We start from the raw sequence: 14,121 nt of genomic DNA, 5'->3' as shown, positions 1-14,121 counted from the left end.
TAGGACTACTGTGCGGTAACGACACCGCGCTGGGAATCTTGCCCGGTACCGGTCTGGGTGCTGCCCGCGCTGGGCAATGCAATGCTGGCCGCGGGTGCGGATTGACCGGCACCCGAGGATGAGGACTGACCGAAAGGAGCGGACATCGAGGATGTTCCGCCCTTCTGACTGACCAGATACCAGCCACCGCCGGCGAAAAGCCCCAGCGTGATACCGAACAGAAGAACCAGCGTGGTCAGGATTGCAGCGGTCAGACGGCGTTGCCGGGAAAGGCCGTTGATTTCGGTGATCACCTTCTCAACCTTTCCGTCGACACGCTTGTTTCCGTCATTCATCTCCGATTGCAGCCGGATCAGGGCTGCGGACAGGTCCGCGCGAAGCGCGCTGTGCGCCTGCTGGACGGATTTGGATTCGGCCGCGACGATACGCAAAGCGGCCCGCACCTGCGCCTCGACGGCGGACAGGTGTGCCCGGAGCTCCTCGCGGGACAAATCCGTCATGTATTCGCGTCCCTCACCCTGCAATAGGCGATGTTACACATCGGGTTATCTTGCAGTCTAACACATGCCGTCACGCGGATATGATAGGCCACTATTGGATACTCAATGATTCTCGACGTGCCGTCCATACCAACTTTCTGGTTGGCCGGGCAAGGATAAGTCATGGTTAACGTATTAGGAATCCCGATTTTTCTGGCCCTCCCGAAGTCCGTTCCGGGCTGGCCATTCTGACTGCAGACGCCCCGGATCGGCCTCGGAAACCGGTACGAACCGAATCTCGCGAAGCAACTTCTTTCGGATCGCTTTGCCATACTCCTTGTAGTCGTTGGCGATCATGACAAAGGATCCGATGCCGCCAATCAGGTCGCGCGCGTAATAGGCGTCGAGCTCCGGATCCTCGTTCAGGATGGCGAGCGCGTTGATCGTTATGCCGCGTTCCACCAGAGCGTCCCGTACCGGCGTGACGACAGAACCGGTATTCTTCCGACCGTCACCTGAAACATCGATGACCCGCCGGAACGCGTCGTATGGGGCCGACTGGATATATGCGCCAGCCTGGCTGAGCGCGTCTCCGAGGGCTGTTGCACCATCCGCCGTCTGGCGCGCCATGGTGGAGAGGTGAACGGAGAACTGGACCGCCGCTTCGGGCGTGTCGATTAGCCTCCAGGGAATGCTCGGGATCTGGCTGTTCTCGCTGGACCACTGCATCACCGCGAGGGCGATTCTGCCGTTCGGTCCCGCCAGGGCTGCCTCGACGATTTCCGGGTCCAGGAAGGCGAGGGCGAGGCCTTGTGTCTGCAGATTGTATTCAGTGCGGCTGACACTGTAGGAACAGTCAATAGCGAGGAGCAGGATCAGATCGACCGGCAGGTTGCCCTGGGCATGGACCGGACCGGTCAGCAAGGCCGCGGTGCCGGACACGAGGGCCGCGCGGCGGGACATGCCACCGCAGACCGACTTGCGGCCCGATTTCGGAACGATATCCTTCGGAATCGACATGCGGTTTCCGACACTGTTTCGGACCGAGCGGGCTAATCGCCGGCAGCCGGGTGAAATCATGCGGCATGGTTCACTGGACCGCAACCGACACGAAGGCTATCAACGGTGGGAACCGATGCGAGGAATGGCCGGGCCGATCATGACCGTGACATTGATGATTACAGGGGCGGTCCTGCTGGCCTATGTGATGCTGGTGCTCGGCCTGTACATCGCGCAACGGGCCCTGTTGTACCACCCCAATGGCGACCGACCGCGTCCCGGGGCGGTCCTGTCCGGACATGTTTCGATCGAAGAAGTCCCCTCGCATGACGGTCTGGGACTGTTTTCCTGGTGGGCGGCGCCAGCGTCGGCGGATGCGCCGGTGCTCCTGTATTTTCATGGCAATGCCGGAAGCCAGGCCGACCGGGAAGAGCGCATGACGGCGTTCCTATCGAAAGGTTGGGGCGTCCTGATGCCGGCCTATCGATACAATGCGGGCACCGACGGGCGACCATCGGAGGACGCGCTGATCGCCGATGGGCGCGCTGTTTTGAACTGGCTGCAGGACCGCGGGATAGCGCCGGATCGGATCGTTCTGTTCGGGGAATCGCTTGGTTCCGGTGTCGCAACGGCCCTGGCGGCGGAACGACCGGATCTCGGTGCGCTTGTCCTCGATGCGCCTTTCGACAGCGTCATGGAAGTGGCCGCGCGGCTCTATTGGTACGTGCCGGTCCGACTGCTTCTGAAGGACCGTTTCGATTCCGCCGCGCGCATTGCGAATGTCCGAATACCTGTACTGATCGGGCATGGTGGCCAGGACCGGATCATCCCCGAACGCCATGGCAGACGCCTTTTTCAGGTGGCGCAGGAACCGAAGGAATTCGTGTACAAGCCGGAAGCGGGCCATGTCGATCTGTTTGAACACGGATTTCTGACCGATATAGAAAGGTTCGTGACGGAGCACATGGCTAAGGGTCGGGGGTGAAAAAGGTTCCGCCGAACAGCCAGATCTGACCGCCTTTCCGCGCCAGGATTGGCAGCGACATGGTTTCGATGATGCCGATATGGTCGCCGCTGGCGAACCGAACCTTCAGGAAGATCGGCGTTCTCGATTGTGCAACCTGGTTCGAAATTCGGATGGCCTCTTCGGCCTCGTCGGCGCGCATGTGCCGCCGAAAGGGGACACCGGTCACGTCGCGCCCGAAATAGCGGACGATTTCGCTGCCCAGCAGGCGATACTGCCAATCGCCGTTCGGAAGTGGATCCATGATGAAGATCCGGTCGGCGCATCCCAGTCTGGCGACCTCTTCAAGCTTGATGTCGTTCCGGTTCGGCAGTTCCGTGCCGGTCCATAATGACCGCCAGTAGTCGTGGAGCGCCCTTGCTTCCTGCAGTTCAGGCTGCTCGAGAATTTCGAACAGCGGATCGACTTCAAATTTGACCAACGGCCATCCCCTAAATCCCGGCGCCCTACCTTATGCCGGTTGGTTAACATAGAGTTTTTGCATTGCTTTAGGAAGGGAGGCGATTGCGCCGTTGAGGCAATAATTCGGTGACGGATCAAAACTTGCCAGAGCGGCAACCGGCGGCTACCGGTTCCGGAAACAAGACTGTAGGGGCCATCGATGATTGCGAAAAATGACATCTCCGCCGCCTATGATCGGATCGGGTCCTATATCCGCCGCACGCCGGTCATATCACTCCCCGCCGGCGATTTTCTCGATGGCGTCGACGTCACGCTTAAGCTCGAACAGCTTCAGCATGCTTCCTCCTTCAAGCCGCGTGGTGCGTTCAATGCGTTGTTGTCGCAGTCCGTTCCGTCCGCCGGTGCGATTGCCGCATCCGGGGGCAACCATGGGGCTGCGGTGGCCTTTGCAGCGCGGCGCCTGGGATACAGGGCTGAAATTTTCGTACCGGAGATTGTCTCGCCGGCAAAAAAGCGGCTGCTGGAATCCTATGGCGCAACGCTGAACGTTGTCGGGCGGGAGTTTGCGGAGGCGTTGGAGGCTTGCCAGGCACGACAGGCGGAAACCAGCGCGGTGCTTCTGCATGCCTACGATCAGCCGGATATTCTCGCCGGACAGGGAACCGTGGGGCTGGAGTTCGAAGCGCAGGCGCCGGACGTGGATACCTACCTGATTGCCGTTGGAGGCGGCGGCCTGATCGGCGGCGTTGCAAGCTGGTTGTGCGGACGGAAGAAGGTGGTGGCCGTCGAAACGGTCGGTACTCCCTGTTTGAACGCGGCGCTCGAGGCAGGGCATCCCGTGGATGTGACCGTATCCGGACCTGCCGCGGATTCACTCGGGGCGCGTCGCGTCGGTGAACTGGGTTTCGCAGCGGCGCAGGCATTCGTTTCGGAGAGCGTCCTCGTTGGGGACGATGCGGTACGCGCGGCCCAGAGACTGCTGTGGGATCGCCTGCGTTTGATCGCGGAACCGGGGGGCGCCACGGCCCTGGCAGCGCTGGTCGGCGGAGCCTATAGGCCCGAACCGAAAGAGCGTGTCGGTGTTCTGGTCTGTGGCGGCAACACCGATCCGGCAAAGATCGCCGAGTCCGCGTCGTAATGGAGATCGCGCCCAAAAAGTAACGGCCCCGCCTGATACAGGCCGGGGCCGCTACCTAATTTGGGAAATGGGTGTCAGCTGAACGCCCGGGTGAGCGTTTCTGCATTTGCGGCGATCGCCGCTACCAGCAGAAGGGCTGAACACAGGACGGTGTCCATGGGTGTTCTCCGTCTTCGGAATTTGTCATGTCGCCTCATCGCGACGCGCCATAGATGCGCCTAGTTGCAGTGCAGTACAAACGCGAGCGGCGTAACCTAGCCCTGCATTCGGTGCATACCTCGCGACAAAGCGTGACAATCGATGGCGGCACCCTACATACAGGCTTCTGGGGATCGACCGGGTATCAGGAGATAAGGCGTGGATTCAGCGACACAATTCGTACTGGGCGCCTGTGTCGGCGCCGCGGCGCTGGGGCCTGGCATCGGGCCCAGGAAAGCGGTCATTGTCGGTGGATTGCTGGGCACGGTCCCGGATCTGGATGTCTTTTTCCCATATGACGGCCCCGTCGACAGCTTTGTCCTGCATCGCGGAGCGACCCATTCCCTGGTAGTTCATCTCCTAGCGACGCCTCTTTTCGGAGAGGCGATCCTGAGGTTGTTCAGAGCGTTCGGAAAGGCGGAGCAACCCCTGAGCCGATGGCGGGTCTATGCCGCCGTCTATCTTTGTTTCGCGACGCATGCCCTGCTGGATGCCATGACGGTATACGGCACGCAGCTGTTCTGGCCGATATCGGCGGAGCCGTTCGGGCTCGGCTCAATCTTCATTATCGACCCGCTATATACGCTGCCGCTCCTTGTGCTCACGATCTGGGCCCTGTTCCTGTCCCGCTGGCAGGACCGGTTTCGACGTGGCCTCATGGCAGCCTTCATGTTGTCGACCGGGTATCTGGCGTGGTCCGCAGGGGCACAGCAGGTCGCGCTTGCCAGGGCGGCGGACGCGGTCGGTGAGCGGCTGCCGGCGGATCGGTTCCTGGCAACACCGGTGCCCTTCAACACCCTGTTCTGGAAGGTCGTCCTGCTGCGTGACGACGATTACGTGAACCTCTACGTGCCTTTGCTGGGGGGAACGGAGGAGGTGCTGGCCTATGCCCATCACCGCAATGTAGAGGCGCTGTCCTGTGCCTCATCTCTGACGGAACTGAATAGGATTGCGGAGTTCAGCGAAGGATTCGTCCGCCTGGAGCGGGAGGGCGAAATTGTCCGTGTTGCCGACCTTCGAATGGGCCTGACCCCCGATTACGTCTTCCGTTTTGAGATTGGGCAACTGACCCCGAACGGGATACTGCCCATCGTGGCCGAACGTTTGCGGCCGGTACGGGAACTGTCACGGGATCTGGACTGGCTGATCAACGGTGTCATGGGGAAGGGAACGGTAAGAGAGGCCGAGCGGGTCAATCGCGTTGACCTGCCGCTCGACGCGGATGTGCTGCCGCCCCTCGATCTGGGTTGCTGAGCGTACGTGGGAAAGCGAAAGCCCCGCCTCGGGAGAGAGGCGGGGCTTCCAAAGTCGATACGCGTCGTCGTGATTACGACGAGTAGTACATCGAGAACTCCATCGGGTGGGTGGTGTGCTCGACGTTGTAGACTTCTTCCCACTTCAGTTCGAGATAGGCATCGATCTGGTCGTCGGTGAAGACGTCGCCCTTCTTCAGGAAGTCGCGGTCGGCATCCAGGCTTTCCAGTGCTTCACGCAGCGAACCGCAGACCGTCGGAATGTCTTTCAGTTCTTCCGGCGGCAGGTCGTACAGATCCTTGTCCATCGGGTCGCCCGGGTGGATCTTGTTCTGGATACCGTCCAGACCGGCCATCAGCATGGCGGTGTAGGCCAGATATGGGTTGGCCATGGCATCCGGGAAGCGGGCTTCCAGACGCTTGCCCTTCGGGTTGGCGTCATACGGAATGCGGATCGACGCGGACCGGTTGCGGGCAGAATAAGCCAGCAGGACCGGCGCTTCGAAGCCCGGGATCAGTCGCTTGTAGCTGTTCGTCGACGGGTTTGTGAAGGCGTTCAGGGCCTTGGCGTGTTTGATGATGCCGCCGATGTAGAACAGGCAGGATTCCGACAGATCCGCATAGCCGTTGCCGGCAAACATGTTCTTGCCGTCTTTCCAGATCGACTGGTGCGTGTGCATGCCCGAGCCGTTGTCGCCGACGATCGGCTTCGGCATGAAGGTCGCCGTCTTGCCGTACTGATGGGCAACCATGTGCACGACGTATTTGTAGATCTGCATGGTGTCGGCGGTACGCACCAGGGTGTCGAAGCGCATGCCTAGCTCATGCTGAGACGGGGCGACTTCGTGGTGGTGCTTTTCCATCTGCAGGCCCATGCCCATCATGGTCGAAACCATTTCAGCGCGCAGGTCCTGTTCGCTGTCGACCGGCGGTACCGGGAAGTAGCCGCCCTTGACGCCCGGGCGGTGACCCGGGTTGCCGCCTTCGAATTCGGCGAAGGTGTTGTAGGGGCCTTCCGCCGAGTCGATCTGGTAGGACATGTTGTTCATCGACGTCGACCAGCGGACATCGTCGAAGACGAAGAATTCGGCTTCTGGACCGAAATACGCCGTGTCGCCGATGCCCAGGCTCGCCATGTAGGCCAGGCCTTTCTTGGCCGTGGAGCGCGGGTCGCGGTCATAGGGCTGCCCGGTCGACGGTTCCAGGATGTCGCAGAACAGGATCATCAGCGGCTGTACCGCGAACGGGTCCATGCAGGCGGATTCCGGATCCGGCATCAGGATCATGTCGGATTCGTTGATTGCCTTCCAACCGGCGATCGACGAACCGTCGAACATGATGCCGTCCTTGAAGATGTCTTCGTTGATCGTGCAGACGTGCTGGGCCGTGTGCTGCCATTTTCCGCGCGGATCGGTGAATCGGAAATCGACGTACTGAACGTCGTTTTCCTTGATCATCTCCATTACCTTTTTCACTGCATCGGCCATGATCGTTCCTCTCGATATCTGACTTTGTGTTACCGATTGCTGCCCCCGGGGCGGTCTTCGCTCCGGTCAGGCTGTTCCTAGATCGCGTCCGCGCCGGTTTCGCCGGTGCGGATGCGGATGACCTCTTCGATCGTGGAGACAAAGATCTTGCCGTCCCCGATACGGCCGGTCTTGGCCGCGTTCTGGATCGCTTCGACGGCCCGCTCACACAGCGAGTCCTCGACGACGATTTCAAGTTTCACCTTGGGCAGGAAGTCCACGACGTATTCCGCGCCGCGATAGAGTTCCGTATGACCCTTCTGACGGCCGAAGCCCTTCGCTTCCGTGACGGTGATTCCCTGGATGCCCACTTCATGCAGGGCCTCCTTCACTTCGTCGAGTTTGAAAGGTTTGATGACCGCTTCGATCTTTTTCATTTGGCGTATCCTTAAACTCTGGTCGGCGGTTTCGATCAGCCCAATTGCCCGCCCCGCGCAGGGCCGTCGGTCGGGTTTCGAACCGCCTAAGAGCACGTGTCATGCCATTTCGATCGCTGTTTTTAAGTTATTGATTGTAAAAGGAGTTGGGTGGCTGATTCCCATCAATTGATCAGCGGATGTGGTCATGAATTGTGCAAATGGTGAAATTATGTGCAGTGAGGCGCGCGTGGCCGGGAGATCGCCAATTCATCCGGTTCCGCAATGTGTTAGGCGTAACGGGCTGGGTGCCCTGAAACCCAAGTCCTGTGCCGCCGTTTCCGTTTTCCAAGACGGTCACCGATGATAGAAACTCCCGAAACACCATTCGTCAGTACATCTAGGGGGATCCGTCCATGACGATCGACAAGTCCAAACTGCCCAGTCGGCATGTCTCCGTCGGTCCGGCCAGTGCGCCGCACCGTTCCTACTATTATGCCATGGGCATGACCGAGGAGGAGATCGCACAGCCTTTCGTCGGTGTCGCCACCTGCTGGAACGAAGCCGCGCCCTGCAACATCTCCCTGTCACGCCAGGCGCAGGCGGTGAAGAAGGGCGTCAAGGCGGCCAACGGCACGCCCCGGGAATTTTGTACGATTACCGTTACGGACGGCATCGCGATGGGACATGCGGGCATGTATTCGTCGCTGCCAAGCCGTGATTTGATCGCAGATTCGGTGGAACTGACGATGCGCGGTCACTGCTATGACGCTCTGGTCGGTCTGGCCGGCTGCGACAAGTCGCTGCCGGGCATGATGATGTCCATGGTCCGCCTGAACGTGCCGTCGATCTTCATCTACGGCGGCTCGATCCTGCCGGGTCGTTTCAAGGGGCGAGACCTGACGGTTCAGGATGTTTTCGAAGCGGTCGGGAAGTTCTCCGGTGGTCAGATCGACGCCGAGGAACTGCACGGCATCGAATGTGCCGCCTGTCCGTCGGCAGGGTCCTGTGGGGGTCAGTTCACGGCGAACACCATGGCCTGTGTTTCCGAAGCCATCGGCCTGGCGCTGCCCGGCTCCGCCGGTGCACCCGCACCTTACGAGAGCCGTGATGCGTTCTGCGAAGCCTCCGGCCGTGCGATCATGGAATGCCTGAAGAAGGGCATTCGTCCGCGCGACATCGTCACCCGCAAGTCGCTGGAAAATGCGGCGCGCGTGGTCGCGGCCTCCGGCGGATCGACCAATGCCGGTCTGCACCTGCCTGCCATTGCCCATGAATGCGGGATCGATTTCGACCTGAACGACGTGACCGAGATCTTCAAGTCGACGCCGTATATCGCCGACCTGAAGCCAGGCGGGCGCTATGTTGCGAAGGACCTCTACGAAATCGGCGGCGTCGAAGTCATCATGAAGGCGCTGCTGGACGGTGGTTACCTGCATGCGGACTGCCTCACCGTCACCGGCAAGACCATCGGTGAAAATCTGGCCGATGTTGTCTTCCCGACCGATCAGGATGTCGTTCGTCCGACCTCCAACCCGATCACGCCGACCGGAGGTGTCGTGGGCCTGCGCGGCAATCTGGCGCCGGAAGGAGCCATTGTGAAGGTTGCGGGCATGCAGAACCTGAAGTTCACCGGCAAGGCGCGCTGCTTTGATTGTGAGGAAGACGCATACAAGGCGGTTGAGGCCCGGAACTATAAGGAAGGCGAAGTGCTGGTCATCCGCTACGAAGGGCCGAAAGGCGGTCCGGGCATGCGCGAGATGCTGGCCACCACGGCGGCGATCTACGGTCAGGGCATGGGCGACAAGGTTGCCCTGATTACCGACGGCCGCTTCTCCGGCGCGACGCGCGGATTCTGCGTCGGGCATGTCGGACCGGAAGCCGCGGTCGGCGGGCCGATCGGCCTTCTGAAGGACGGCGACGTGATCACGTTGGATGCCGTCGAGGGCACGATCGATGTCGATCTGTCCGAAGAGGAATTGGAGGAGCGCCGCAAGGAATGGGCCCCGCGCGCGCATCACCATCAGTCCGGCGCATTGTGGCGTTATGCCCAGACCGTCGGGTCGGCCGTATCCGGTGCCGTGACCCATCCTGGCGCGAAGGCGGAAACCCACACCTACGCCGATATCTGAGGAGAACCCGGGATGAGCGATATCCTGACCAAGGAACCGTCGGGTCCTTGCCGGACCTTCCTGGATTTTCCCTTCGCGGGAGATCTGGACGATCTGCAGGCGGATATCGCCATTCTGGGCATCCCCTACGGCATGCCCTACCGCCCGGGGGAAATGGCCAACGATCAGAGCCGTGCCCCCGACGCCCTGCGCCAATCGAGTGAAATCGCGGCATATACCAAGTCTCACTATGACTGGGACCTGGGCGGTACGCTGCTGGACGATCAGAATGTGCGCGTCGTCGATTGCGGCAATGTTACCGCCGATATGACGGACCACAGTGTGCATTATCGGCGCGCCGAGGAGGCGGCACGGAAAATCTTCAGGGCTGGTGCCCTGCCGATCGTTCTGGGGGGCGATCACGGTATTCCCATTCCGGTGCTTCGAGCCCTTGAGGAGACCGGACAGTCGGGGATCACCCTGGTGCATGTCGACGCGCATATCGATTGGCGCGACGAGGTGAACGGCGAAAGGAACGGATATTCCAGTCCGATCCGTCGGGCATCCGAATTGCCCTGGATTGATCATATCGTGCAGATCGGAATCCGGGGTATCGGAAGTGCCCGCAGTCAGGAAGTGGCGGATGCCCGTGCCTATGGCGCAGATATCGTCACCGCCTATGAGCTGCATGAAGTCGGGATGCAGGCCATTCTGGATCGGATACCGAATGGCGGGCCGTATTACCTGACAATCGATGCCGACGGGATCGATCCCACGATCATGCCTGCGGTCATGGCCCAGACACCCGGCGGGCTGACTTGGCTCCAGACGCGGCAACTGGTGCAGGGGCTTGTCAGCAAGGGTCGGGTGCTCGGCATGGATCTGGTCGAAATCGCGCCCTCTCGGGATGTGGGACGGATTACCATGATCCACGCGGAACGGCTGATCTGCAATTTCATCGGCGCCGCGGTTCGCGCGGGCTACTTCAGCAGATGACGTCCCCTCGGGCCGGATATGAAATCCGACCCGAAATCCCTTCGGATATCGATGCCATACGTGCATTGCACCTTTCCGCCTTTCCGACCCCGGCGGAAGCCGATCTGGTGGATCGGTTGCGGCGGGAAGGGGACCTGACGATCTCTCTGGTGGCGGAAACCGAAGACGGCACCTTGGGGCATATCGGATTTTCGGCAATGAAGGCGCCATTTCGGGCGCTCGGGCTCGCGCCATTGGCGGTCGCGACTGATGCGGCCGGACAGGGAATCGGATCCGCCCTTGTGCGCCTGGGTCTGGAAAGCGCGACCGACCGAGCGTTTCGGGCAGTCTTTGTCCTGGGTGATCCCGGATTCTACGGACGCTTCGGCTTTTCGGTGGAACGGGCTCATGGATACCTTAGCCCCTATGCCGGCCCTTACCTGATGATGCGGGTGCTGGGGCCGGACAATCTGCCCAAGGACGGACATATCGAGTATGCCCGTGCCTTCTCGGACCTTTAGAGCTTGCTGGCTGACAGGGTGAAGGCCAGGGGCGGTGAGGCCTTGCCCTCTGGCATGCGGAACATCCTGTCGTCCCCTTGTGTCATGGATGACACGGCGGGCCAGGGCAGGCTGTCATGTTCACGGTAGGACGTCAGTTGCATGCCGTTGTCCAACAGTGCCGTGATCAGACTGGACGTCGAATGGATCCACTCGAAGGTGTCCCTGTTGTGCATGGGTTGCCCATCGCCCGCGTAAGTCTTCTCCTCCCGGAACCGAAGCGTCGTATCCAGGGGATAGGTCACGACCAGTTGCCCGTCGATTTCCTCCAGTTGAAGCAACGCGGGATGGCCCTCGGCCACGAATAGCCGGCCGCCTGGTTTCAGAATGGTCGATACCGTCGCCGCCCAGGCGCCGATATCCTGCAGCCAGTTAATGGCGCCCCAACTCACGTAAACCAGATCGAAGTCACCCGGTGTCAGATGCTTTGCGGCGTCATAGACATTGGCTTCCACGAATTCCGCCTGAATCCCTGCCTGCTGCGCCAGCTCTCGTGCGGCGGCGATGGCGGATGTCGAGAAATCCAGACCGGTTGCCTGAGCTCCCATGCGTGCCAGGGACAAGGTGTCGATGCCGAAATGGCATTGCAGATGGGCGACCGTCAGGCCTGCCACATCGCCGATCTCCGCAAGTTCAAGCGGCAGAAGCCCGGTCTCGCCGCGCAGAAAGGCCTCCACATTGTAGATTCCGCTGCGGTCGCCGATATGGATGCCGACACGCTCGTCCCAGTTCCGTCGGTTGGTTTCGCTTTGTTCATCCATCGTCAGATTGCCTCTGCCACTCGTTCGATATCGTCCGCGAGAGGGCGGCTCTCGCGGATGCGCGGACTGACCGCACGGATTGCCTCATGCAGGTCCGACAATCTGTGCGGTAATTTAGCACCGCGCAAGTCGCAGGCCTGCGCGGCTACCAGAGCTTCGAGCGCCGTGATGCGTCGGCTTAGGGATGCGGCTTCCATGAAGTTGCTGGCCGACAGAAGGGCGAGGGTCAGGCCGTCTTCCACCCCATCGGCGTTGATGCTGGGCCAGACCGCTGTCGGCTGGGTCAGATGCTGTATGCCGCCCAGGAGCGATTCCGCCAGCTTCAAGAGTGGCGCGAATCCGTTTGTGCCGACTTCCGGGTCAGCCAGATACTGTGGCAGGCCGGTCAGCCGTTCCGTACACAGACGGGCAAACCGGGCGGTGGAAAGCGTTGCCGTCGCGGCGAGCCCGCGTCCGGCATAGTCGCAGGCCAAGGTCAGATGCGGGGTGTGATAGTTGCCGGTCGACACGACGCGTCCTTCGTCGACCAGGACGGCCGGATTGTCGCTGGCGGCATTCAGTTCCGTTGTCGTGACGTCCGCGGCTTCCGCAAGGCTGCGTTCGGCGGAACCCAGAACCTGTACCGCATTCCGGATCGAGATCGGGTCCTGCAGGCGACGCGCGTTTGCGGGGTCTGCAAGTGGCGACCCTTCCAGCAATGTCAGGAAGCGCGCGGCGACCCGCGCATCATGGGAATGGGGCTTAAGCTTGAGGACCGACGGATCGAGCGGGGTGACATTGCCGCCAAAGGCGAAGAAGGACAAGGCGGCGACGGATGTCTGATTTTGCAGGGCGCGGCGAGCCTCTGCCACGGCCAGCCCTGCCAGTGCCGCGCTGAAACAGGCGTGATTGGCGAGTGCGAGCCCGTCCCTGGGGCCGAGTGCCGGTGGCGTCAGGCCGCCTTCCGCCAAAGCGTCGGCGGCCGGCCGCTCCGCTCCGTCCTGATCCGCCAGGTGGCCGCCAAGTCCCATCACCGCCCGTCCCATCGTTGCGCCGAGCAGCAGGTCCGCGGCACCGATGGTCCCCCAACGCCCCACAACCGGTGTCAGGCCCGCATTGAACACTAAACGAAGATGTTCGGCGACAGCCGGGGACACGCCCGCAGCGCCGATCAGGAAGGTGTTCAGTCGCACCGCCATGGCGGCGCGTACGACCGATCGCGGCAGGGCGGGGGGCAGGGCGTGGGCGCGACCGTTGAGGGTTTCCACGGAAAACCCGGATAGTGCATCGGCATTCAGGGCTTCCGTCGCACGGGAGCCGAGACCGGTCGTGACACCGTAAATCGGCACGGCATCCGCTATCGCCTTGTCGATGATCGCACGTGACCGATCCAACATGTTCCGGCCGTTGGGCGAAAAGGACAGCGTCGTCCCGTCTTTCGATACGGAGGCCAGTATTTCCGGAGAGAGTGATCTGCCGTTCAGTTCCATGTTCTGCGGTTTCCCGGCCTTCAGTCGGACGCCGAAAGCCATGCCTCCAAATTGTTCATGGGCGGTCTGAAATAGACGATGATCCTGCCGCCAGAGTCCGATGCGGCGCCGTCCGCCCAGGGTGCCATGCCGTGCAGTGCATGTCGGTGCACCAGATAGGCCTCCCCCGGTTGGGCCGGAATCGGAACCCGACGGCAGGATCGGAATGCCTCACGCCGGATGGCGGTGTATTCCTCGGTCAGATCGCATTTGCCCCAGTCGCAGGTCGGGATATCGCGCAATCGATCGCGCAGCCAGCCGCCGATCAGACGATGGGATCCTTCCCAGACCGTGAAAGGCGCTGCACCGTCATCGTGTGTCGAAACGGGAATGCCCAAAATGAAGGCATGGTGTTCGCGCAGATAGCGCCGCCGGTCCGGCCCGTCCTTCAGCAAGCCGTCGATATGGGCAGCATCCCTGTCACGCCGGAAGGCGAAGACAGCATCGGATTCTTCGTTCACCGGTCGCGGGTAGCCCGGATAGCAGACCGATACCTGTGCCCGGTCCCAGGGCAGGGTGCGATGGCCCAGCCGCTCGTGAATGAAGGAGATGGCCCGGCCTGAAAGGGGCGGTCCGTTCGGCACCGCGCCCCGGTCGTCATTGGGCAGGACATTAACCCCCGCGAACCAGGTGTCGTCATAGCGCAGCCAATGGGCATTTTCCGGATCGCGGATGCTTTGATCTATGGTCGCGCGACTGTCGTGTATCCAGCGGATGAGATCGGCATCGGCTGCAAACCGGCACCATCCAACCTCCCGCAAGCGGGTCAGTTCCGAAGTGTCTTGCTTGGCCTTTGCTGCGTCTCGCATTCGGCGAGAATAACCGCGCACG

At 61.4% G+C, this 14,121-nt stretch carries 14 protein-coding genes; 6 read left to right on the top strand and 8 right to left on the bottom strand.

The window, feature by feature from the left end; all coding sequences use genetic code 11:
• Positions 1-5 precede the first annotated feature (5 nt).
• Positions 6-500 (bottom strand): hypothetical protein, encoded by a 495-nt coding sequence (locus R8L07_20095; protein MDW3207843.1) that lies wholly within the window; start codon positions 498-500, stop codon positions 6-8.
• 174 nt (positions 501-674) lie between these two features.
• A complete protein-coding gene (locus tag R8L07_20090; GenBank protein ID MDW3207842.1) occupies positions 675-1,499 on the bottom strand; it encodes a DUF1194 domain-containing protein in 825 nt (274 codons plus the stop codon).
• Between the two features lie 124 nt (positions 1,500-1,623).
• Between R8L07_20090 and R8L07_20085 the strand changes: the two genes are divergently transcribed.
• Positions 1,624-2,463 (top strand): alpha/beta hydrolase, encoded by an 840-nt coding sequence (locus R8L07_20085; GenBank protein MDW3207841.1) that lies wholly within the window; start codon positions 1,624-1,626, stop codon positions 2,461-2,463.
• On the opposite strand, the gene R8L07_20080 is transcribed toward R8L07_20085, so the two are convergent.
• Positions 2,447-2,923, bottom strand: coding sequence for a PAS domain-containing protein (locus tag R8L07_20080; GenBank protein MDW3207840.1), 477 nt, complete (start codon positions 2,921-2,923; stop codon positions 2,447-2,449). The genes R8L07_20085 and R8L07_20080 overlap by 17 nt on opposite strands.
• A 180-nt stretch (positions 2,924-3,103) precedes the next feature.
• Between R8L07_20080 and R8L07_20075 the strand changes: the two genes are divergently transcribed.
• Positions 3,104-4,042 (top strand): threonine/serine dehydratase, encoded by a 939-nt coding sequence (locus tag R8L07_20075; GenBank protein MDW3207839.1) that lies wholly within the window; start codon positions 3,104-3,106, stop codon positions 4,040-4,042.
• A gap of 357 nt (positions 4,043-4,399) precedes the next feature.
• Complete coding sequence (locus R8L07_20070) at positions 4,400-5,494, top strand: metal-dependent hydrolase (protein MDW3207838.1); 1,095 nt, start codon at positions 4,400-4,402, stop codon at positions 5,492-5,494.
• Positions 5,495-5,567: 73 nt separating this feature from the next.
• Here R8L07_20070 and glnA read toward each other — a convergent pair whose 3' ends face one another.
• Complete coding sequence (gene glnA, locus R8L07_20065) at positions 5,568-6,980, bottom strand: type I glutamate--ammonia ligase (protein ID MDW3207837.1); 1,413 nt, start codon at positions 6,978-6,980, stop codon at positions 5,568-5,570.
• 77 nt (positions 6,981-7,057) lie between these two features.
• Entirely contained in the window at positions 7,058-7,396 is a 339-nt protein-coding gene (locus R8L07_20060) for a P-II family nitrogen regulator (protein MDW3207836.1), read from the bottom strand.
• 395 nt (positions 7,397-7,791) lie between these two features.
• Between R8L07_20060 and ilvD the strand changes: the two genes are divergently transcribed.
• The 3 genes from ilvD to R8L07_20045 are packed head-to-tail and all read left to right on the top strand — an operon-like array spanning position 7,792 to position 10,982.
• On the top strand, positions 7,792-9,507 hold the full coding sequence (ilvD, locus tag R8L07_20055; protein ID MDW3207835.1) for a dihydroxy-acid dehydratase: 1,716 nt from the start codon (positions 7,792-7,794) through the stop codon (positions 9,505-9,507).
• Positions 9,508-9,519: 12 nt separating this feature from the next.
• Complete coding sequence (locus R8L07_20050; GenBank protein MDW3207834.1) at positions 9,520-10,482, top strand: agmatinase; 963 nt, start codon at positions 9,520-9,522, stop codon at positions 10,480-10,482.
• Positions 10,479-10,982 carry an N-acetyltransferase gene (locus R8L07_20045; GenBank protein ID MDW3207833.1) on the top strand — a complete coding sequence of 168 codons (504 nt, stop codon included), beginning with the start codon at positions 10,479-10,481 and terminating at the stop codon, positions 10,980-10,982. Before R8L07_20050 ends, R8L07_20045 begins: the two co-directional genes overlap by 4 nt.
• Here the strand turns inward: R8L07_20045 and R8L07_20040 are convergent.
• From R8L07_20040 to R8L07_20030, 3 genes are read right to left on the bottom strand one after another with little or no spacing between them, the layout of a single operon-like run.
• Positions 10,979-11,782: a class I SAM-dependent methyltransferase gene (locus R8L07_20040; GenBank protein ID MDW3207832.1), complete on the bottom strand. Its 804-nt coding sequence runs from the start codon at positions 11,780-11,782 to the stop codon at positions 10,979-10,981. The genes R8L07_20045 and R8L07_20040 overlap by 4 nt on opposite strands.
• 2 nt (positions 11,783-11,784) lie before the next feature.
• Positions 11,785-13,293, bottom strand: a complete 1,509-nt coding sequence (locus R8L07_20035; GenBank protein MDW3207831.1) for an aromatic amino acid ammonia-lyase — start codon at positions 13,291-13,293, stop codon at positions 11,785-11,787.
• Complete coding sequence (locus tag R8L07_20030) at positions 13,272-14,099, bottom strand: hypothetical protein (GenBank protein ID MDW3207830.1); 828 nt, start codon at positions 14,097-14,099, stop codon at positions 13,272-13,274. Before R8L07_20030 ends, R8L07_20035 begins: the two co-directional genes overlap by 22 nt.
• Positions 14,100-14,121: the final 22 nt, after the last annotated feature.

The organism is Alphaproteobacteria bacterium (genome assembly GCA_033344895.1).
GTDB lineage: Bacteria > Pseudomonadota > Alphaproteobacteria > UBA8366 > Aestuariispiraceae > Pacificispira.
Note: the sequence above shows the minus strand (reverse complement) of the source record. Positions and strands in the feature narration are given on the sequence as shown.